This is a genomic window from Ruegeria sp. CDSB022, assembly GCF_059611145.1.
Genome location: NZ_JBXWOZ010000001.1, coordinates 336,060 through 354,130, shown reverse-complemented (window position 1 = coordinate 354,130; position 18,071 = coordinate 336,060). Strand labels below are relative to the sequence as shown.

General features: G+C 57.8%; 21 protein-coding genes. 7 read left to right on the top strand and 14 right to left on the bottom strand.

Annotated features, from left to right (window positions below; translation table 11 throughout):
- Positions 1–32 precede the first annotated feature (32 nt).
- Positions 33–875 carry a 16S rRNA (adenine(1518)-N(6)/adenine(1519)-N(6))-dimethyltransferase RsmA gene (gene rsmA, locus AC2FIZ_RS01785; protein ID WP_496790500.1) on the top strand — a complete coding sequence of 281 codons (843 nt, stop codon included), beginning with the start codon at positions 33–35 and terminating at the stop codon, positions 873–875.
- 58 nt (positions 876–933) lie between these two features.
- Here rsmA and AC2FIZ_RS01780 read toward each other — a convergent pair whose 3' ends face one another.
- From AC2FIZ_RS01780 to prfA, 3 genes are all read right to left on the bottom strand, one after another.
- Positions 934–1,509, bottom strand: coding sequence for a DUF4167 domain-containing protein (locus AC2FIZ_RS01780; RefSeq protein WP_496691122.1), 576 nt, complete (start codon positions 1,507–1,509; stop codon positions 934–936).
- A 237-nt stretch (positions 1,510–1,746) separates the two neighbouring features.
- Positions 1,747–2,592, bottom strand: a complete 846-nt coding sequence (gene prmC / locus AC2FIZ_RS01775) for a peptide chain release factor N(5)-glutamine methyltransferase (protein ID WP_496790498.1) — start codon at positions 2,590–2,592, stop codon at positions 1,747–1,749.
- Positions 2,589–3,644, bottom strand: a complete 1,056-nt coding sequence (gene prfA / locus AC2FIZ_RS01770) for a peptide chain release factor 1 (RefSeq protein ID WP_281971980.1) — start codon at positions 3,642–3,644, stop codon at positions 2,589–2,591. Before prfA ends, prmC begins: the two co-directional genes overlap by 4 nt.
- Before the next feature lie 63 nt (positions 3,645–3,707).
- Between prfA and AC2FIZ_RS01765 the strand changes: the two genes are divergently transcribed.
- On the top strand, positions 3,708–3,995 hold the full coding sequence (locus AC2FIZ_RS01765; protein ID WP_271947446.1) for a hypothetical protein: 288 nt from the start codon (positions 3,708–3,710) through the stop codon (positions 3,993–3,995).
- Here AC2FIZ_RS01765 and AC2FIZ_RS01760 read toward each other — a convergent pair.
- The 4 genes from AC2FIZ_RS01760 to AC2FIZ_RS01745 all read right to left on the bottom strand — a co-directional run bounded on the left by AC2FIZ_RS01760 (position 3,936) and on the right by AC2FIZ_RS01745 (position 7,562).
- On the bottom strand, positions 3,936–4,340 hold the full coding sequence (locus tag AC2FIZ_RS01760; RefSeq protein WP_496712993.1) for a DUF1499 domain-containing protein: 405 nt from the start codon (positions 4,338–4,340) through the stop codon (positions 3,936–3,938). The two genes, AC2FIZ_RS01765 and AC2FIZ_RS01760, sit on opposite strands and share 60 nt — an antisense overlap.
- Before the next feature lie 69 nt (positions 4,341–4,409).
- The gene (gene speB / locus AC2FIZ_RS01755; protein WP_496790496.1) at positions 4,410–5,357 is read right to left on the bottom strand and encodes an agmatinase; all 948 of its coding nucleotides are present in this window, start codon (positions 5,355–5,357) and stop codon (positions 4,410–4,412) included.
- 63 nt (positions 5,358–5,420) lie between these two features.
- On the bottom strand, positions 5,421–6,386 hold the full coding sequence (gene speB, locus AC2FIZ_RS01750; RefSeq protein ID WP_271947448.1) for an agmatinase: 966 nt from the start codon (positions 6,384–6,386) through the stop codon (positions 5,421–5,423).
- Positions 6,387–6,398: 12 nt separating this feature from the next.
- A complete protein-coding gene (locus AC2FIZ_RS01745; protein ID WP_496790495.1) occupies positions 6,399–7,562 on the bottom strand; it encodes a M20 aminoacylase family protein in 1,164 nt (387 codons plus the stop codon).
- Positions 7,563–7,628: 66 nt separating this feature from the next.
- Here AC2FIZ_RS01745 and mazG point away from each other — a divergent pair, with 66 nt between their 5' ends.
- The 3 genes from mazG (at position 7,629) to AC2FIZ_RS01730 (ending at position 9,937) form a co-directional block, all read left to right on the top strand.
- The gene (mazG, locus tag AC2FIZ_RS01740; RefSeq protein ID WP_281972393.1) at positions 7,629–8,486 is read left to right on the top strand and encodes a nucleoside triphosphate pyrophosphohydrolase; all 858 of its coding nucleotides are present in this window, start codon (positions 7,629–7,631) and stop codon (positions 8,484–8,486) included.
- 63 nt (positions 8,487–8,549) lie between these two features.
- Positions 8,550–9,491 (top strand): nucleoside hydrolase, encoded by a 942-nt coding sequence (locus AC2FIZ_RS01735; RefSeq protein ID WP_281971977.1) that lies wholly within the window; start codon positions 8,550–8,552, stop codon positions 9,489–9,491.
- Positions 9,488–9,937 carry a GNAT family N-acetyltransferase gene (locus AC2FIZ_RS01730; protein ID WP_142633385.1) on the top strand — a complete coding sequence of 150 codons (450 nt, stop codon included), beginning with the start codon at positions 9,488–9,490 and terminating at the stop codon, positions 9,935–9,937. Before AC2FIZ_RS01735 ends, AC2FIZ_RS01730 begins: the two co-directional genes overlap by 4 nt.
- Before the next feature lie 51 nt (positions 9,938–9,988).
- On the opposite strand, the gene AC2FIZ_RS01725 is transcribed toward AC2FIZ_RS01730, so the two are convergent.
- From AC2FIZ_RS01725 to AC2FIZ_RS01700, 6 genes are all read right to left on the bottom strand, one after another.
- The gene (locus AC2FIZ_RS01725; RefSeq protein WP_185956604.1) at positions 9,989–10,156 is read right to left on the bottom strand and encodes a hypothetical protein; all 168 of its coding nucleotides are present in this window, start codon (positions 10,154–10,156) and stop codon (positions 9,989–9,991) included.
- A gap of 273 nt (positions 10,157–10,429) precedes the next feature.
- Positions 10,430–11,707 (bottom strand): phosphopyruvate hydratase, encoded by a 1,278-nt coding sequence (gene eno / locus AC2FIZ_RS01720; RefSeq protein ID WP_496701208.1) that lies wholly within the window; start codon positions 11,705–11,707, stop codon positions 10,430–10,432.
- Between the two features lie 124 nt (positions 11,708–11,831).
- Positions 11,832–12,713 carry a DMT family transporter gene (locus tag AC2FIZ_RS01715; protein WP_142633381.1) on the bottom strand — a complete coding sequence of 294 codons (882 nt, stop codon included), beginning with the start codon at positions 12,711–12,713 and terminating at the stop codon, positions 11,832–11,834.
- Positions 12,714–12,849: 136 nt separating this feature from the next.
- Positions 12,850–13,263 (bottom strand): Fur family transcriptional regulator, encoded by a 414-nt coding sequence (locus tag AC2FIZ_RS01710; RefSeq protein WP_142633379.1) that lies wholly within the window; start codon positions 13,261–13,263, stop codon positions 12,850–12,852.
- Positions 13,264–13,336: 73 nt separating this feature from the next.
- Entirely contained in the window at positions 13,337–14,041 is a 705-nt protein-coding gene (locus tag AC2FIZ_RS01705) for an endonuclease/exonuclease/phosphatase family protein (RefSeq protein ID WP_281971976.1), read from the bottom strand.
- A gap of 127 nt (positions 14,042–14,168) precedes the next feature.
- On the bottom strand, positions 14,169–15,587 hold the full coding sequence (locus tag AC2FIZ_RS01700) for a protein adenylyltransferase SelO (RefSeq protein ID WP_496790493.1): 1,419 nt from the start codon (positions 15,585–15,587) through the stop codon (positions 14,169–14,171).
- Between the two features lie 85 nt (positions 15,588–15,672).
- On the opposite strand from AC2FIZ_RS01700, the gene AC2FIZ_RS01695 reads away from it, so the two are divergent.
- Both AC2FIZ_RS01695 and AC2FIZ_RS01690 read left to right on the top strand, forming a co-directional pair.
- Positions 15,673–16,092: a cupin domain-containing protein gene (locus AC2FIZ_RS01695; RefSeq protein WP_281994508.1), complete on the top strand. Its 420-nt coding sequence runs from the start codon at positions 15,673–15,675 to the stop codon at positions 16,090–16,092.
- 3 nt (positions 16,093–16,095) lie between these two features.
- The gene (locus AC2FIZ_RS01690) at positions 16,096–16,986 is read left to right on the top strand and encodes a fatty acid desaturase (RefSeq protein ID WP_281994507.1); all 891 of its coding nucleotides are present in this window, start codon (positions 16,096–16,098) and stop codon (positions 16,984–16,986) included.
- Here AC2FIZ_RS01690 and AC2FIZ_RS01685 read toward each other — a convergent pair.
- Positions 16,952–18,028: an anhydro-N-acetylmuramic acid kinase gene (locus AC2FIZ_RS01685; RefSeq protein WP_496790492.1), complete on the bottom strand. Its 1,077-nt coding sequence runs from the start codon at positions 18,026–18,028 to the stop codon at positions 16,952–16,954. The genes AC2FIZ_RS01690 and AC2FIZ_RS01685 overlap by 35 nt on opposite strands.
- Between the last annotated feature and the right edge of the window lie 43 nt (positions 18,029–18,071).

Here is an 18,071-nt window from a genome sequence, read left to right as displayed (position 1 = left end):
CTCCTATCAAACCGCGCCACGGTGATCGGATCATGAGCACTATCGACAACCTTCCTCCTCTGCGCGAGGTTATCGCCTCGCATCAACTCTCGGCTCGCAAGTCGCTGGGCCAGAACTTTTTGCTGGATCTGAACCTGACCGCCAAGATCGCGCGGCAGGCCGGAGATCTTGCGGAATGCGATGTTCTGGAAATCGGCCCCGGCCCCGGCGGGCTGACCCGTGGGCTACTTTCAGAAGGTGCGCGCAAGGTTGTTGCAGTTGAAAAAGACACCCGCTGTATCGCTGCCCTGAATGACATCGGCGCCGCCTATCCCGGCAAGCTTGAGGTCATCAACGGTGACGCGCTTGAGATTGATCCGCTTACGCATCTGACCCCTCCGATCCGTGTGGCGGCGAACCTGCCCTACAATGTCGGCACCGAGTTGCTGGTCCGCTGGCTGACCCCGCCGCAATGGCCTCCGTTCTGGCAAAGCCTGACCCTGATGTTTCAGCGCGAAGTGGCGGAACGGATCGTCGCCCAGCCCGGCGGAAAAGCCTATGGCCGCTTGGCCATCCTTGCCCAATGGCGGGCCGACGCGCGCATCGCCATGTCACTGCCACCCGGCGCGTTCACCCCGCCCCCCAAGGTATCAAGCGCTGTGGTCCACCTAACCGCCCTGCCGCAACCACGATATCCGGCTGACCCTGCCACCCTGTCCCGCGTGGTTGCCGCCGCATTTAATCAGCGCCGCAAGATGCTGCGGGCTTCACTGAAAGGCGTCGCACCCGATATCGAAGACCGCCTGATAACCGCCGGGATCAAACCCACTGAACGTGCGGAACAAGTGCCTTTAGAAGCGTTCTGCGCATTGGCCCGCGAAGTCAAAAGATCCTGAAACAAAAAACCCTGCGGCCTAACAGACCGCAGGGTTTTTCTTTTCTATACTGGCTGATTTACTCTGCCGCTTCAGGCGTATCACCGTTGCCAGAGGGCGCGTCCTCAGTCGCAGCAGGTGCGGCTTTGGGCTTGCGCGCCCGAGGCCGACGGGCCGGTTTTTCTTTTTTCTCGGCCTCTTCAGGGCTTTTGCTTTCAGGCGTTTCTACAAGCCCGGATTCCGGAGCAGCTGCGTCAGCGGCAAACCCCATCACATCAGGTTGAGGTGCCTCAGCGGGGTCCGACTGGCGGACGGTTTCGCGTTCCTGACGCTCGGCACGCTCACGATCTCGTTCAGCCTGGCGTTCGCGATTCTGACGCTCTTGCTCCTCACGGCGTGCATCCATTTCACGCTGAGCTTCGCTAAGCAAACGCAGGTAATGTTCGGCGTGCTGCTGAAAGTTTTCGGCAGCTACACGGTCGTTAGACAACTGAGCATCGCGTGCAAGCTGATTATATTTATCAATAATCTGTTGCGGCGTGCCACGCACTTTGCCCTCTGGGCCCGAACTGTCGAAAACTCGGTTTACGACGTTGCCGCCAGAAGGACGATTGCGGTTATTCTTTGCCCGAGAGCGGGATTTGGAAGATCTCATCTACTTTAGTCAGCCTTGTCGTTCGCTGCCGATCAGTTCGCGTCTTGCACTGCTCAAGGGCTTAGCTATGACACGATGTCGGCTTTTTTGGGCTTGGCGTCAGGGGCCCGCTGTAACAGCGTCAACCTCTCTGACTACACCTGAGTAAACACGTCCAGAGCGTGCAGACAAGAGGTTTGTCCCAATTTTTGTACCTTTTTTATATCAATCGGCGCATTTCGGCCTCAGAATGTTCCGTCATGAAGGCATTCTGGCGAAAACGACGCGGTCGCGACCGTCCAGATCGGGAATGATCCGTACGTCTGTCAATCCTGCTGCGTCGAACAAAGATGCGACGCTTTGCCCTTGCTCGGGTCCGATTTCGACAAGTAACCGACCATGGGGCAATAGAAAATCCGGGGCGGCGGCAGCAATCCTGCGGTAGGCCCCCAAGCCGTCACCTTCGTCTGTCAATGCCATCCGCGGCTCATGGTCCCGCACTTCAGGTGCCAGGGTGTCCATTTCCGGAAGGGAAATATAGGGCGGGTTTGAAACAATCAGGTCAAATTTAGCTTCAATGTCTCCAAACCAATCGGATTGCTTAATTTCGATCCGGTTCTGAACATCGTGTTGCACGGCATTTGCACTGGCCTGTAGGCAGGCCGCCTCACTCAGATCCACACCAATACCCGATGCACTGGTGCGTTCGGACAGCAATGTGATCAGGATGCACCCCGATCCAACCCCCAGATCGAGGACATAGTCAAAGGGTTCGCTCAGCGCGGCCTCGATCAGAACCTCTGTTTCCGGGCGTGGATCCAGCACGTCCCGGCTAACTTTGAACCGACGGCCGTAAAACTCACGTTCCCCCAACAGATGAGAAACGGGCACACGAATGACCCGAAGCGAGATCAGTTGCTCGTATCGCTCAGCAATATCCGGTAAAAGCTCTTCGGGTGTAATCAGTGTCACGCGACTTGCTTCGATCCGGGCGGCGTGGGCGAGTAGAACCCGCGCATCTCGCGCCGGATCAGCCACACCAGCCGCACGCAATCTTGCCGTAGCGGCCACCATGGCCTGAGCCGCTGTCTGGCCGCCGGTCATTGCGCCATCTCGGCCAGGAGACGCGCCTGATCATCCGCGGTCAATGCGTCGATTACCTCATCCAGATCGCCCTGCATCACCTGATCCAACTTGTACAGCGTCAGATTGATCCTGTGGTCCGTCATGCGGCCTTGCGGGAAATTATAGGTCCTGATCCGTTCCGACCGGTCGCCAGACCCGACCTGGTTCGCCCGATCTGCCGAGCGTTCGCTGTCAATCCGCTGACGCTCCTGATCATAGAGTCGAGTCTTCAGAACCTGCATCGCGATCTCGCGATTGCGGTGTTGAGATTTCTCGGAGCTGGTCACCACAAGCCCGGTGGGCAAGTGTGTAATCCGCACGGCCGAATCGGTGGTGTTCACGTGCTGCCCACCCGCACCCGAGCTGCGCATCGTGTCGATACGGATATCATTGGCGTCGATCTGAATATCGACATCCTCGGCCTCGGGCAGAACCGCCACCGTCGCCGCCGAGGTATGAATGCGCCCGCCACTTTCGGTCTCCGGCACCCGCTGCACCCGGTGAACGCCAGATTCGTATTTCAAACGGGCAAAGACGTTGTCGCCTTTGATATGGGCAACCACCTCTTTGATGCCGCCTAGATCCGACGCCTGCTCCTCGATAATCTCGAATTTCCAACCGCGCGCTTCGGAATACCGCTGATACATGCGCAGCAGGTCGCCCGCAAAAAGCGCGGCCTCATCACCGCCGGTTCCAGGACGGATTTCCAGCATGGCCGGGCGCGCATCGGCTGCATCCCTAGGCAACAAGGCCAGTTGCAGAGCGTGTTCTGCACCGGGAATTTGGGCCTGCAGGTCGGGGATTTCCTCTTCGGCCAGCTCCCTCATATCAGGATCGGCCAGCATCGCCTCGGCCTCGGCAAGGTCAGTGACCAGCTGGCGCCAAGCCATGATCTGATCGACCACGGGCTTGAGGTCCGAATATTCCTTGGCCAGTACAGCAATATCGCCGCCCAAAGCACCATCTGCCATGGCTGCTTCGAGGTATTGGAATCGCTGAGTTATCTGTTCGAGGCGTTCTTCGGGGATCATCCTGGCGGTGTCTCTTAATCCGGGGCTATGGTCAAGGGCTGTCCGTATGCTAAGCTGCCCCGCATGAGACGGTTGGTTCTGGTTCTATCGCTTTTTGCGACGCCCGCGATGGCCGATGTCGTCGGTCCCGGCGGCAAGGTACAGGACTGCTATTGCACTGACAAATCCGGGTCACGCGTTGAATTGGGTGAGATGATCTGCCTGCAGGTCGACGGTCGCATTTTCACTGCACAATGTCAGATGTCACTGAACGTTCCGATGTGGCGCGAGGTACAGGAAGGATGCCTGTCCTCAGGGCTGCATCCGCGCGAGCCAGCCATCAACGCGGTTTCGGTTTACCCCAAAATCTGAGCGACCAAAGCGCAACCTGCCATAGATGCGCAGTGTATCGCCGTTCTGCTGGGCGGTTGTATAATCTGGAAAACCTATCACTTTGGTACGGGTGATATAGGTGACCATCCCGTCATCAATTGACCCGGCCAGAACCTTAGTACGCGGAGCGGACGCAGCGATTTCGTTCAACTGCGCCAACCCGTCCGGCCCCGTTTCAAGTACTCGCACGACGCCACCACGGAGGTCCCTGTTCGCGTCGCCGACGGGGGTATTGTGCCAGATGGCGGGATCAGACGGCGCAAGCCGTATATACGCCCCCACAAGGACAATCAGACCCGCAATCAGCCACAGCGCCATTTTCATCTTTTCCACTCTGTTAGATTGCGGAACCATATGCAGTTCCGCATAGCAAACAAGAGACTGCCGTGATCCCTACCGTGACGTCACTCCGGGCAATATGCACAGCAGTTCAAACAGCAGATTGGCAGCGGTCAGCGCCGTATTGCCAGAGGGATCATACGGCGGAGAAACCTCGACCAGATCACACCCAACCACATTTGTCCCGCCCAAGGCATGGATCAGTTGCAACGCTTGCGGTGTGGTTAACCCGGCGATCTCGGGCGTGCCGGTTCCGGGGGCGAAAGACGGGTCCAGACTGTCAATGTCATAGGTGATATAGACCGGATGATCCCCGATCTCATTGCGTATCTGCGCGCCCATGACCGTCAGGTTCTGCTGCCAAAACTCCCATGCGGGGTATTGGCGAAAGCCCCACCCTTTGGCCTCGGTAAAGTCCGATGCCGCATAGCCAGAGCCTCGGATGCCGATCTGAAAGGTTTTGTCCGGCACGATCAGCCCTTCTTCATAGGCGCGCCGGAAAACGGTGCCGTGGGTTTCCTTTTCCCCAAACATCTCATCATTCACATCCGCATGGGCATCCACATGCACCAGCGCCACAGGCCCGTGTTTCGCGGCTATGGCCCGCAGGATCGGCAAGGTGATCGAGTGATCGCCCCCCATCGCCACAGGTGTCACACCCTGCGCCAGAATCGCGTCATAGCTTTCCTTGATGATCCTCAGGCTGTCGGACAGCGAAAAGGTGTTGATCGCCAGATCGCCGATGTCGGCGATTTGCAGGCTGTCGAAGGGGGCCGCAAAGGTGGCCATATTGTAAGGCCGCAGCATCGCACTTTCGCTGCGGATCTGTTTCGGTCCGAACCGTGTCCCCGACCGCCAAGAGGTGCCAATGTCCATCGGGATGCCTATTACGGCCACATCCAATCCGGCCAACGTATCCGCCTGCGGCAGGCGCATAAACGTGTTTGGGCCGGAAAAACGCGCCAGATCGTTACCGCTGATTGGTTGGTTGAATTGTGTCATGCCGTTATGTCTTCCGTCCTGCCCTGCTGCTAACCTGATACCGGAAAGATGGCTAACCAAAGGTTAAGGATTCAGCTTGTTCCATCCCAGCAGGCAAATGATTTGCGTCGCCACATGTGCGCCTGCAATCGCTGTCGCACCTGAGGTGTCATAGGGCGGCGAAACCTCGACCACGTCCCCGCCTTTGATGTTAATCCCAGCAATGTCGCGCAGGATGATCTGGGCCTGAATCGAACTCAGTCCACCCCAGACCGGCGTTCCCGTGCCAGGCGCAAAGGCCGGGTCCAGACCGTCGATATCGAAGCTCAGGTAAACCGGGTTGTCACCAAGAATGCCTTTGATCTTTTGCGCCACGGCGGCGGGACCGGACTCGTACACCTCCCGAGCGTCAATGATGTTGACCCCCAAAGTATCTTCGTTCGTCGTACGAATACCCACCTGAACGGAACGCTTGGGGTCCACTATCCCTGATTTGACCGCCTTGTAGAACATGGTCCCATGATCCACGCGGGACATGTCGTCGTCAGCCCATGTATCCGTATGCGCATCAAATTGCAGCAAGGACATCGGCCCGTATTTCTCGGCATAGGCCTTCAGGATCGGAAAGCTGATATAGTGGTCCCCACCAAGCGTCACCGAGGCCACGTCAGCGTTGAGAATTGTGCGAATGTGGTCCGTCAATGTGTCCGGAAAGGCAGGTATATTGGCGTAGTCATAAGCCATGTCCCCATAATCCACGATTGCCAATTCGCTTAGCGCATCAAACGGCCAGCCATAAGGCTCATCCGGGGATTGCAACGTGCTGGCCTCGCGGATGGCGCGTGGCCCAAGACGCGTACCGGGGCGGTTCGTCACCGCCTGATCAAATGGCACGCCGGTTACGGCGATATCGATCCCGGTCAGATCCTTGGTATACAAGCGGCGCAAAAATGACATCGCCCCCCCAAAAGTATTCTCGTACGAGACGCCTTTCAGTTCAGGATTGGTAAACGCCTCATCGACGAAATTCTTTGAATCTTCCAGTGCCATGTCTTTCTCCTGTCAGCCCAAAGGCTGGGCCTTTTCGACGATCCGCGCAAAGAAAGACGCCCCAACCGGCGCGATGTCGTCGTTGAAGTTGTATTTCGGATGATGCAATCCGGCCCCCTCGCCTTGCCCCAGAAACAGGTAAGCGCCGGGGCGCGACTGCAGCATGTATGAAAAATCCTCGGCCCCCATCATCGCGTCGACATTGGTCATCACGCGATCTGCACCGGCAACATCACGCGCGATTTCTGCGGCAAAACCAGTCTTGTCGGCGTCATTGATTGTTGCAGGATAGTTGACCTCATAGTCCAGCCGCGCTTCGACACCATAGGATTGGGCTTGTCCTTGTACGATCTGTTCCATCCGCTCCATCACCATTTTCTGCACAGTCGGATCAAAAGTACGCACAGTGCCGTTGATAAAGGCGGTATCGGGGATCACGTTGTTCACGGTGCCGGTATGGATTTGCGTGACCGAGATCACCAGACTGTCCAAAGCGTAGTTGTTACGACTGACGATGGTCTGAATCGCCTTGGCGATACCGCAGGCCGCCATCACCGGATCCCGGGTTTCATGCGGCATGGCACCATGGCCACCAAGGCCCTGAATGTGAACTTCGAACGTATCAACAGCAGCCATGATCGGCCCGGGGGTTGTCTGAAAGGATCCTTCGGGAATTCCAGGCGCATTGTGCAATGCATAGATTTGGGAAATGTCGAACCGGTCCATAATCCCCTCTTCGACCATGACGCCCGCGCCACCACCCTCTTCTTCGGCCGGTTGAAAGATCAGTGCCACGCGTCCACGGAAATTTCGGGTTTCCGCCAGATAGCGCGCTGCGCCCAACAGCATCGTGGTGTGCCCGTCATGACCGCAGGCATGCATGTTTCCGGGCTTGGTTGATTGGTACGCGACCCCTGTTTCCTCGGGGATAGGCAAAGCGTCCATATCAGCGCGCAGACCAATCGTCGGTCCTTCGCCCTGCCCGTTGATGATCGCAACGATCCCTGTGGTGGCGATGCCCTCGTGCAGCTCGTCGACACCGAACTCTCGCAGCCGGTCGGCAACAAAGGCCGCGGTTTCGTGGCATTCGAATGCAAGCTCGGGGATCGTATGCAGATGCTGGCGCCATGCGGCCATATCGGCAGAGAAATCGGCAATTCGGTTGACGACGGGCATCTGGGGTGGACTCCTGATCGTGACTGCGGAATGGATGCATCTGACACCGGAACGAAAGGGTTCGCAATGGCCGAAAATCCTCTGATCCATGACAGCGATGCTGGCATCGAACGCTTGTTAGAGATCATGCGCCGACTGCGCGACCCTCAAACCGGCTGCCCATGGGATATCGAGCAGGATTTCGGCACGGTCGCTCCTTATACGATCGAAGAGGCTTATGAGGTCGCTGATGCCATCGAACGTGAGGCTTATGATGAGCTGAAGGGCGAACTTGGGGATCTGCTGTTCCAGTCTGTCTTTCATGCACAAATGGCCGAAGAAGCCGGGCATTTCACCTTTCAGGACGTGGTGCGCACCATGTCGGACAAGATGGTCGCCCGGCACCCGCATGTCTTTGGCGACGAATCCCGCGACAAATCGGCAGAGCAGCAAACACTGGACTGGGAAGCCATCAAAGCAGCCGAACGTGCTGGTAAAGAACAACAAGGCGCGTTGGACGGTGTCGCCGCCAACCTGCCCGCCCTGCTGCGTGCTCTCAAATTGCAGAAACGTGCCGCCCGTGTTGGATTCGACTGGCCCGATGCCAGCCATGTGCTGGCCAAGATTACCGAAGAGGCTGCCGAGCTGGAAGAGGCACGCGACCGCATGGATGTGGATGCGTTAGAGGATGAGTTCGGCGATCTGCTATTCGTTATGGTCAATCTGGGCCGCCATCTTGGGGTCGAGCCCGAGACCGCCCTGCGCCGGACCAACGCCAAGTTCACCCGCCGGTTCGAACAGGTCGAGTCGCGCCTGGCTGCACGGGGAAAAACCCCAACGGAAAGCACGCTGGAAGAGATGGACGCGCTTTGGGATGAGGTGAAGATCGAGGAACATCGGGCCAATGGCAAACTCCCGCCGGCAAAGGCCGAGGCCGGAACGTAAAACCGCTAGACAAGCTCTCGGACACTTGCGAGTGTCCCACCTTCACGACCTCCGGAGACGATCATGCCCGCTCGCAAAATCATTATAGACACCGATCCGGGACAGGACGATGCCGTCGCCATTCTGCTGGCGCTTGCCAGCCCCGACGAAATTGAGGTTTTGGGCATTACCGCAGTCGCTGGCAACGTACCCTTAGAGCTGACAGCCAAAAACGCGCGTATTGTCTGCGAACTGGCTGGCCATACCCAGACCCCCGTCTATGCCGGATGCGACCGCCCGTTAGAGCGCCCCCTGATCACCGCGGAGCATGTGCATGGCAAAACTGGCTTGGATGGGCCGGTTCTGCCGGATCCGCAGATGCCGCTGTCCGAAGGACATGCCGTCGATTTCATCATCGACACGTTGCGCGCGCATGAACCAGGCTCCGTTACGCTCTGTCCCCTTGGGCCATTGACCAACATCGCCACAGCGTTCCGCAAAGCGCCTGACATCGTTGACCGGGTTCAAGAGATCGTTTTGATGGGAGGGGCATATTTCGAAGTTGGAAACATCACCCCAACCGCCGAATTTAACATTTACGTCGATCCAGAAGCCGCTGATATTGTGTTCAAATCTGGACGTCCCATTGTGGTGATGTCGCTTGATGTCACGCATAAAGCTCTGGTGACCAAGACGCGCAACGATGCCTTCCGTAGAATTGGAAACAAGGCCGGTGTCGCGGTGGCCGAGATGACCGATTTCTTTGAAAGGTTCGACAAAAACAAATACGGCTCGGAAGGTGCTCCGCTACACGACCCTTGCGTGACTGCCTATCTAATCAAGCCCGAACTGTTTACCGGGCGGCTGGTGAATGTCGAGGTCGAGACCCAATCAAAGCTGACCTTGGGCATGACAGTTGCCGATTGGTGGGGTGTTACCGACAGAAAACCCAACGCCCTGTTCATCGGAGAAATTGACGCTGGCGGGTTTTTTGATCTGCTCACGGATCGGCTGGCCCGACTATGAGCGCCGCACTTCGCCTTGCTCGCCCCGAGGATCTGGAACGTCTGGTTGGTCTGGTCGCCGCCTTTCACGCCGAAGAAGGCATTACCCAGGATGCTGATCAGACGCGCAATGCGCTTGCGCCTCTTCTCGAGGGAATACCTTTTGGGTGCATCTACCTGATTGGCCCCGGTCGCGCACCCTTGGGCTATGTCATCCTGACCTTTGGGTGGTCGGTTGAATTCGGCGGCATGGATGGATTCGTGGATGAGATCTATATTCGTCCTGCCGTGCGAGGACGCGGAATTGCGTCTGAAGTCTTGCTGGATTTGCCCAAGGCGTTGGCGAGCGCGGGGCTCACAGCCTTGCATCTTGAAGTCGATCGTACAAACGAGACGGCACAGAAACTGTATCTACGCACAGGTTTCAAGCCTCGTGACCGCTATATGCTGATGAGCAAAACCCTTTGATCCATTTCTGTGTGGCTGAACAACAAGGCCACCCGCGAAAGATTGAAGGCCCTACCGGGCCTCACCGCGACGGATGTAAACCGGTGCTTCAAGGTTTGCCACCGGATCGTCAGGGGACACTGCCGTACCGGTGATCGGATATGTTCCAGGCTCTGAGCAAGCAACCAGAAATACAGTGCTGAGTGCAGACGCTACCAGAAGAAGTTTCGAACCATTCATAGTGTTCCCCTTATCTGTTATTTCAATATGATACGAATGCGCACTACAGAACAAAAAGGAAAAAGTTCACACATAAGGATCGCTAGCGCAGGACCCCTATATAAGTCATTAATATATCTAGATAATACTATTCATAACCTCCCAAGTTTCTTCTGACCCAATCATGCTAAAGTGCCGGTTTGAGATTTAGACATGGGCAAAACCTACAATCCAACACAAAAAAACCCGGCCCATTTCCACAGGCCAGGCAATCAAAATTCAGGCTTACAGGTTTCAGCGCTTGAGGATTGAGGCCCCTGCGTATTCGGCAATCTCACCCAGAGATTCTTCGATACGGATCAGTTGATTATACTTGGCTAACCGATCTGACCGCGCCAGTGATCCGGTTTTGATCTGACCGCAATTCGTGGCCACTGCCAGATCGGCAATCGTGGCATCTTCGGTCTCGCCCGAGCGGTGCGACATCACATTGGTATAGCGTGCGCGATGGGCCATATCGACGGCGCGCAGCGTCTCGGTCAGCGATCCGATCTGGTTCACCTTGACCAGCATCGAGTTGGCACAGCCGCGTTCAATCCCTTCCGCCAGTCGCGTGGGGTTGGTGACGAACAGATCGTCGCCCACCAGTTGCACCTTGTCGCCGATGGCGTCGGTCAGGGCTTTCCAGCCGTCCCAATCATCCTCAGACATGCCGTCTTCGATTGAGATGATCGGATAGTCTTTGACCAGAGCGGCCAGATAGTCGGCATTTTCTTCCGAGGTCAGGCTCTTGCCCTCACCGGACAGGACGTATTTGCCGTCTTTGTAATACTCGGTCGCGGCGCAGTCCAAAGCCAGATGGATTTCCTCACCCGGCTTGTAGCCCGCCTTTTCGATGGATTTCAGAATGAAATCCAGTGCCTCGCGCGTGCTGGCGATGTTGGGGGCAAAGCCGCCCTCGTCGCCGACACCTGTGGCAAGACCTGCCGACGACAGCTCTTTCTTCAAAGTGTGGAACACCTCGGACCCCATGCGCACCGCGTCGCGGATATTCGCCGCCGAGGTCGGCATGATCATAAATTCCTGAATGTCGATCGGGTTGTCGGCATGTTCGCCACCGTTGATGATGTTCATCATCGGCACGGGCAGGATACGGGCCGAGGTGCCGCCGACATAGCGAAACAGCGGCTGTGTGGTGAAATCCGCTGCCGCCTTGGCCGTTGCCAGCGAAACGCCCAGAATGGCGTTTGCGCCCAGACGTCCTTTGTTCTCGGTGCCGTCCAGTTCGATCATAGTCTGGTCGATCGCCACCTGCTCGGTCGCGTCGAACCCAACCAGTTCTTCGGCGATCTCACCATTTACGGCGGCAACCGCTTCGAGCACGCCCTTGCCCATATAGCGCGATTTGTCACCATCACGCTTTTCGACCGCCTCATAGGCGCCGGTCGAGGCACCTGACGGGACGGCGGCACGGCCCATGGTGCCGTCTTCCAGGATCACGTCCACTTCGACGGTCGGGTTGCCCCGGCTGTCCAGAATTTCGCGTGCATGGATGTCGATGATGGTGCTCATGAGGCCCGTCCCTGTGGCTGCAATCAGTTGCCAGCCTCATATCAGTATAGGGCAAAAAGTAAACCACTCATGTTATCGCTAACACAGATCTGAGAGCCTGTTTGCGCAAACCTGCGACGATCCGTCAGGCCGCGACAGCCAGTGACCGCGCCAGGCTTCGTTCGCGCAGGAAGGTATAGAGCCCCGACCCCAGGATCAGCGATGCACCGGCAACCGTCATCATATCCGGGCGTTCCCCGAACATCAGCATTCCGGCCGCAATAGAAAACACCAGCCGGGTGTATCGGAACGGGGTCAGGGCCGAAGCATCGCCAATCCGCATTGCGCTGACAATCCCGTAATACCCCAGAACACCAAATCCAATCGCGCCCAGGAACGGCCCGAATTGCGCCTGGTTCAGTGCAACGACCGGTTGGCCGGCCATTGAGATCAGCACAAAACCGGCAATGGTAACCGCCCCATAGGCCTGCATCGCAACTACTGCCGAGGCCACACGCACATCCAGCCTGCGTGTGATCAGATCGCGGGCGGCAATAGCCACAACGCTGGCCACGACGAAAAGGGTTTCTGGCTGGAACCCGTCCAACCCCGGTCGGATGATCAAGAGAACACCGATGAAACCAACGCCGATTGCGCTCCATCGCCGCCATCCAACCTGCTCGCCCAGGAACAACGCCGCCCCCATTGTAACGACCAAAGGCATTGCCTGAAACACCGCGGCAACCGTTGACAAATCGACCAGAGACAGCGCGGTCACAAAAGCCACGGCCCCGAACCCCTCGCAGAGCGCACGTATCAGGGGCAAAGTCTGCCACGCGGCAGCATCAAAGATGCGTTTGCGGGTGAACACCGCCATACCAACAAAGACCAGACCACAGGAAAGGCCCAAAAGAACCATGATCTGTCCTGTTGGCACTGTGACCGACAGGTGTTTGATGAACATATCTTCAAGTGCAAAGGCCGCCATTGCGCCGACGACCAGCAAAATGCCGTTCACATTGTTCATAGTTTTGTCCGTAGAATATTGCGGCGCGTTCAGCCGGTCATATCCAAGCAAAAGCCGATGCCGGGCGGTCAGGCAAGCAATATCCGCCCGGGAATCATGAATTCCCGTGCGCAGGCCGTTCGTTTTTTGTGATGGATCAGTCGTGGTCTAGCGGAACGCCATACAGTTCCAGCCGGTGCCCTTTCAGCTTGTAGCCCAGCTTAGCTGCAATCTTTTCCTGTAGCGCTTCGATCTCAGGGTCTACAAATTCGATGACTTCACCTGACTGCATGTCGATCAAGTGATCATGATGGTCCCGTTCGGCATCCTCGTACCGCGCGCGACCATCACCGAATTCCAGACGCTCTAGAATCCCGGCCTCTTCGAACAGTTTGACGGTCCGATAGACGGTGGCGATAGAAATACCAGAATCAACCTGCGAGGCGCGCGAATAGAGCTCTTCGACATCGGGATGATCATCGCTTTGTTGCAGCACCTGTGCAATCGTGCGGCGCTGTCCTGTCATACGCAGGCCTTTGGCTTCGCAACGGGCGATGATCGTGTCGGACATAGGGACCCTCGGCATATATTCGGTTCTCTGTATTAAACCGTATGCGTGATCGGCGCTACAGGGGATTTACCGGCTAAGCTACAAGGCGTAGATCGGCCCAGATTGGCAAGTGATCCGAGGCGATATGCGCGGGTCGTACCGAATGCACGCCATGCAAAACAGCCTCAAGCCCCGCGCCGAGCGCGATCCGATCCAGCGCGCCCAGCGGCTGTGCCGCTGGAAAGCTGGGGAATGGTGGAAGAAAGTGCATATCCGGGGCCAGGTGATCCAGAACCGGCTGTCGGGACCATTCATTGAAATCCCCCGCCCAGACAGTTGGCAAATCCTCTAGATTCGCATCGCACCGTCTGAGGTGGGTGATTTGCTGACGGCGTGAGGCGGGCAAGAGCCCCAGATGCATGCCCATCACCCGAAGCGGACCGATTGGTGTGTCAAACTCGACCCTGACAGCCCCACGCGGTTCCAGCCCCGGTAATTCGTGATGCCCGGTCTGCCGGACACGGATCGCATCACCCCGCCAGATCACTGCATTCCCATGCCACCCCAAGCTGCCAGCCCCACCCAAATCAACGATCTGCCATCCCGCTTCGTCCAGCATGAAATGCGGCAGGGCCGCAGGGCGCGGAGGCAATCGTTTGTCGGCCTCTTGCAAGACGACAATATCGGCCTTCAGGCTTTCGATGACCTGAAGAATCCTCTGGGGCTGTCGACGTAGATCCAGTCCGACACATTTCTGAATATTATAGCTGGCGATGCGCAGGATTGCGGTCTGAGACATGGGTTCCTGAAAGTCCGTTTGAGATCGCAGGATTGCGCTGCTCATCGTTGATTGCAAGCCGGCTTCACCAATGCAAGCGCATGGCGAAACACCGACGTCGCTGACTGCGAAAACAGGTGTGAGGAACTCATGTACCGCAGAAGGTCGCCTGAACAACCTCATCCTGTGCCGGTGGCCGTGTCAGATCCAAAGCGCCGGGTTGATCCTCATAGGGCCGGGACAGCACATTGTTGAGCCGGTGGAATGGGTCAAATTCCCCCTGCACCGCCGCCTGGATCATCTGATCGACCCGGTGGTTGCGCGGGATAAAGGCCGGATTGGCCTTGTTAATCACCTCAGCAGGTTTTTTTTCACGAGACAGCCGCGACCGCCAACCGTCTGCCCATTGATCAAAGGCCTGCGGATCGGTGAATTGATCCCGCGCCTGATCGCCGCCCAGCGCCCGGAAGGTATTGGTGAAATCCGCCTGGTTCTGCGCCATGCAATTCAGCAAGTCCGAGATCATCTCAAGATCGCCGTCTTCCTGCGTCACAAGACCGATCTTGGCCCGGAACTTTGTAAGCCAGTGCCGCTGTATCAGGTCGGGCATCCCGTGGACGATTTCGGTGGCCTCAGCGACGGCGGCCTCTTTATCGTCGAACTGCTGGATCAGCGCGGTCGCCAGTTGCGCCGCATTCCAGACGGCGATTTCGGGCTGGTTGGAATAGGCATAGCGACCCATGCGGTCGATCGAGCTGTAGACGGTATTCGGATGATAGTTATCCATGAAGGCGCAAGGGCCGTAATCAATGGTTTCGCCTGAGATCGAGCAGTTGTCAGTATTCATCACCCCATGGATGAATCCCACACTCATCCATGCGGCAATCAACTGCGATTGTGCGTCGACAACAGCGCGCAAAAGACCCATCGGGCCGTCGGCCTGCGGGTAATGGCGCTGGATGGCATAATCTGTCAGTCGACGCAGACTGTCCAACTGTCCACGCGCGGCAAAGACCTGAAAGCTGCCTACACGCAGGTGGCTTTGCGCGACACGGGTCAGGATCGCACCGGGCATCGGGCCTTCGCGAAAAATGGCCTCGCCGGTTTCGACCGCCGCCAGCGCCCGCGTGGTTGGTATGCCCAGCGTGTGCATCGCCTCAGAGACCACATATTCGCGCAACACCGGCCCCAGCCATGCGCGCCCGTCGCCCTGACGGGAAAACGGTGTGGGGCCTGATCCTTTCAACTGTATATCCCGGCGGACGCCATCCGTCCCAACCGTCTCACCCAGCAAAACCGCGCGCCCGTCCCCAAGCTGGGGGTTATAATTTCCGAACTGATGCCCTGAATAGAGCTGTGCAATCGGTTCTGCCCCCTCTGGCAGGACGTTGCCGGAAAAGGCCTCGGCCATTTCATGCACCTCGCCGGGCGTGATTCTCAGAATCTGCGCAAGATCGGAGTTGAAAGCAATCAAGCGAGGCGCACGGACCGGCACCGGCGCTTGCCGCGCATAAAAGCTGTTTGGCAAACGGGCGTAACTGTTGTCGAAGGGGATCATCAGGGTCATTGCCCAAACATATTCCTGATCGGGACGAATACCATAGCGGATCGTTCAAACCCGTGCATAATCTCTCAGAAACACCCGAGGCCCCATGACCGCACAAGAGATCATCCAACACCTGAACCTGCAACGCCACCCCGAGGGCGGCTGGTTCCGCGAAACCTGGCGCGCCAAGAACCAGAGCCGTGCGACCGGAACCTGCATCTATTTCCTGCTGCCCGAGGGCGAGGCCAGCCATTGGCACCGCGTCGATGCGACCGAGATCTGGCTGTATCACGCAGGGGCACCCTTGGTGCTGTCGCTCAGCGCAACCGACACTGGTCCGGCGGTTGATCACTTGCTGACCCCGGATCTATCACAGGGTGCGCCGCAACTGATCGTGCCCAAGGATCACTGGCAGGCCGCGCGCAGCAGCGGGGCCTATACGCTGGTCTCTTGCACCGTGTCCCCGGGGTTTGAATTCGACGGGTTCGAACTCGCCGCCCCAGGGTTCGACATCCCCCGAGGCTGACCGATGGATCACCGCGCCCTCATCGCATCACTCCCGGCCGAGGCCAAAGACCGGCTGCAGATGCGGTCTGACGCGGCGGGTCTGAGGCACTTGGTGCTGTATCTATTGGTGCTGAGCGCAACGAGTACAGGCATCGCCGTGCAAATCCCGCTCTGGCCGCTGCTGATCCTGCCGCAAGGCGTGCTGCTGGTGTTTCTGTTCACCCTCAGCCATGAATGCACCCACAAAACACCGTTTCGGACTGGCTGGATGAATGATGCGGTTGGGCATCTTGTCTCAATCCCAATCGCCCTGCCCTTTACCTGGTTTCGATACTTTCACCTCGCGCATCACAAATGGACCAACCACCCGGACAAAGACCCCGAACTGGGGGGCAAACCGCGGCCCGACAGCTTGCCGAGCCTGATGATCTATCTGAGCGGTTGGCCCTATTGGTCTGGAATGGCGCGCGTTGTGATCAGTAACGCAATGGGCCGGATCGAGGCGCCCTATTTGCCGCATCGCCAACATAAGGCCATGCGGATTGAGGCCCGTGTCCTGCTGGCCATTTACGCGCTTGCAGGGGCAAGCCTGCTGGTGTCACCTTTGGTGGTCAGCTTATGGCTGTTGCCGGTCTTGGTGGCACAGCCCGTTCTTCGGCTGTACCTGCTTGCGGAACACGGTCTCTGCCCGCCGGTGGCGAATATGCTTGAAAACTCGCGCACTATGTTCACCAACCGATTGGTCCGATATCTGGCTTGGAACATGCCCTATCACGCCGAACACCACGCCTTTCCAAACGTGCCGTTTCACCAGCTGCCGACGCTGCATGACTGGACCAAGGCACATTTGAAATCGACCTCTGACGGGTATTCAGAATTTACGTCAGACTACGTTCGCTCGATGGAACGCTGACCATCCCGCCCCCGACCAGTGCCTTAACCCCTGTGGTGCCGGGACAAGAGGTCGGCAGCCCGCGCGCGACACGGACAGCAAGATAGGCAAAGGCCTGTGCTTCCAGCATATCCCCATCCAGACCAACCGCTTCGACCGGCTCCACCGGACAATCCAGCGAAACGCGCAGCATCTCCATCAGGACCGGGTTATGCCGTCCCCCTCCTGTCACCAACACACGCGACGGCGGTTCCGGGCAATGCTCGATCCCTTGCGCAACTCCGGCGGCGCACATGCCGGTAAGCGTGGCAACTGCATCAGCATCTGATAATTCCTGAACCAGGCGGATTATCTCGGCAAAGTCGTTCCGGTCCAGCGATTTCGGCGGCATCCTGTTAAAGAAAGGCTCTGCCAGAAACAGTTCAAGTGCTCCGGCCTCGACCCTACCGCCGCGCGCAACCGCGCCGTCGCGATCCATGGGCAGACCCAGACGTTCCTGCATCAGATCATCAACCGGTGCGTTGGCCGGACCGGTGTCAAAAGCCAAGAGCGCACCTGGTATTTCAGGGCCATCAAACCTAGGATCTACATAGGTCAGGTTCCCGACCCCGCCCAGGTTCAGAAAACAAAGCGGTTGGTTGGCCTCAATCCACTTGGCACAGGCAAAGTGGTAAAAGGGCGCAAGCGGAGCGCCCTCGCCCCCCATCGCCACATCATCGCTGCGGAAATCCCAAACGACGGGGACACCCAAGGCCTGCGTCAGGCCATCGCCGTCACCCACCTGCAACGTGCCGCGCCCGCTTGGTTCATGCGCTAGGGTCTGACCATGAAGCCCGATCAGGTCAATCTCATCGAAGTCGGCCAGTATTTCGGCATGGGCAAGCGTGACCAATTCCGCCGCGGTATCCACATCATGGCCATGCCACTGCCCCAATGCTGCGCGAAGCGTTTTCCGCTCCGCATCTGAATAGGCGCGGTATCCAGTGGGCCCAAAGCCAAGAATTCTGTAACCGTCCGTTTTGATCACCGCCGCGTCCACGCCATCCAGCGAGGTCCCCGACATTGCACCCAATGCAGTCAATACGCCTGATTTGCTAATTGCCCGA

Excerpts from the sequence above, each read along its gene's own strand:
- eno (WP_496701208.1), bottom strand. The coding sequence starts at position 11,707 with ATGAGCACCATCATCGACATCCATGCACGCGAAATTCTGGACAGCCGG.
- prmC (WP_496790498.1), bottom strand. The coding sequence starts at position 2,592 with ATGACCGGCGGCCAGACAGCGGCTCAGGCCATGGTGGCCGCTACGGCA.
- AC2FIZ_RS01735 (WP_281971977.1), top strand. The coding sequence starts at position 8,550 with ATGCCCGCTCGCAAAATCATTATAGACACCGATCCGGGACAGGACGAT.
- prfA (WP_281971980.1), bottom strand. The coding sequence starts at position 3,644 with ATGATCCCCGAAGAACGCCTCGAACAGATAACTCAGCGATTCCAATAC.
- AC2FIZ_RS01710 (WP_142633379.1), bottom strand. The coding sequence starts at position 13,263 with ATGTCCGACACGATCATCGCCCGTTGCGAAGCCAAAGGCCTGCGTATG.
- AC2FIZ_RS01715 (WP_142633381.1), bottom strand. The coding sequence starts at position 12,713 with ATGAACAATGTGAACGGCATTTTGCTGGTCGTCGGCGCAATGGCGGCC.
- AC2FIZ_RS01700 (WP_496790493.1), bottom strand. The coding sequence starts at position 15,587 with ATGACCCTGATGATCCCCTTCGACAACAGTTACGCCCGTTTGCCAAAC.
- speB (WP_271947448.1), bottom strand. The coding sequence starts at position 6,386 with ATGGCACTGGAAGATTCAAAGAATTTCGTCGATGAGGCGTTTACCAAT.
- AC2FIZ_RS01730 (WP_142633385.1), top strand. The coding sequence starts at position 9,488 with ATGAGCGCCGCACTTCGCCTTGCTCGCCCCGAGGATCTGGAACGTCTG.
- AC2FIZ_RS01690 (WP_281994507.1), top strand. The coding sequence starts at position 16,096 with ATGGATCACCGCGCCCTCATCGCATCACTCCCGGCCGAGGCCAAAGAC.
- AC2FIZ_RS01695 (WP_281994508.1), top strand. The coding sequence starts at position 15,673 with ATGACCGCACAAGAGATCATCCAACACCTGAACCTGCAACGCCACCCC.
- AC2FIZ_RS01705 (WP_281971976.1), bottom strand. The coding sequence starts at position 14,041 with ATGTCTCAGACCGCAATCCTGCGCATCGCCAGCTATAATATTCAGAAA.
- AC2FIZ_RS01780 (WP_496691122.1), bottom strand. The coding sequence starts at position 1,509 with ATGAGATCTTCCAAATCCCGCTCTCGGGCAAAGAATAACCGCAATCGT.
- speB (WP_496790496.1), bottom strand. The coding sequence starts at position 5,357 with ATGACACAATTCAACCAACCAATCAGCGGTAACGATCTGGCGCGTTTT.
- rsmA (WP_496790500.1), top strand. The coding sequence starts at position 33 with ATGAGCACTATCGACAACCTTCCTCCTCTGCGCGAGGTTATCGCCTCG.
- mazG (WP_281972393.1), top strand. The coding sequence starts at position 7,629 with ATGGCCGAAAATCCTCTGATCCATGACAGCGATGCTGGCATCGAACGC.
- AC2FIZ_RS01745 (WP_496790495.1), bottom strand. The coding sequence starts at position 7,562 with ATGCCCGTCGTCAACCGAATTGCCGATTTCTCTGCCGATATGGCCGCA.
- AC2FIZ_RS01685 (WP_496790492.1), bottom strand. The coding sequence starts at position 18,028 with ATGTCGGGGACCTCGCTGGATGGCGTGGACGCGGCGGTGATCAAAACG.
- AC2FIZ_RS01765 (WP_271947446.1), top strand. The coding sequence starts at position 3,708 with ATGAGACGGTTGGTTCTGGTTCTATCGCTTTTTGCGACGCCCGCGATG.
- AC2FIZ_RS01725 (WP_185956604.1), bottom strand. The coding sequence starts at position 10,156 with ATGAATGGTTCGAAACTTCTTCTGGTAGCGTCTGCACTCAGCACTGTA.
- AC2FIZ_RS01760 (WP_496712993.1), bottom strand. The coding sequence starts at position 4,340 with ATGAAAATGGCGCTGTGGCTGATTGCGGGTCTGATTGTCCTTGTGGGG.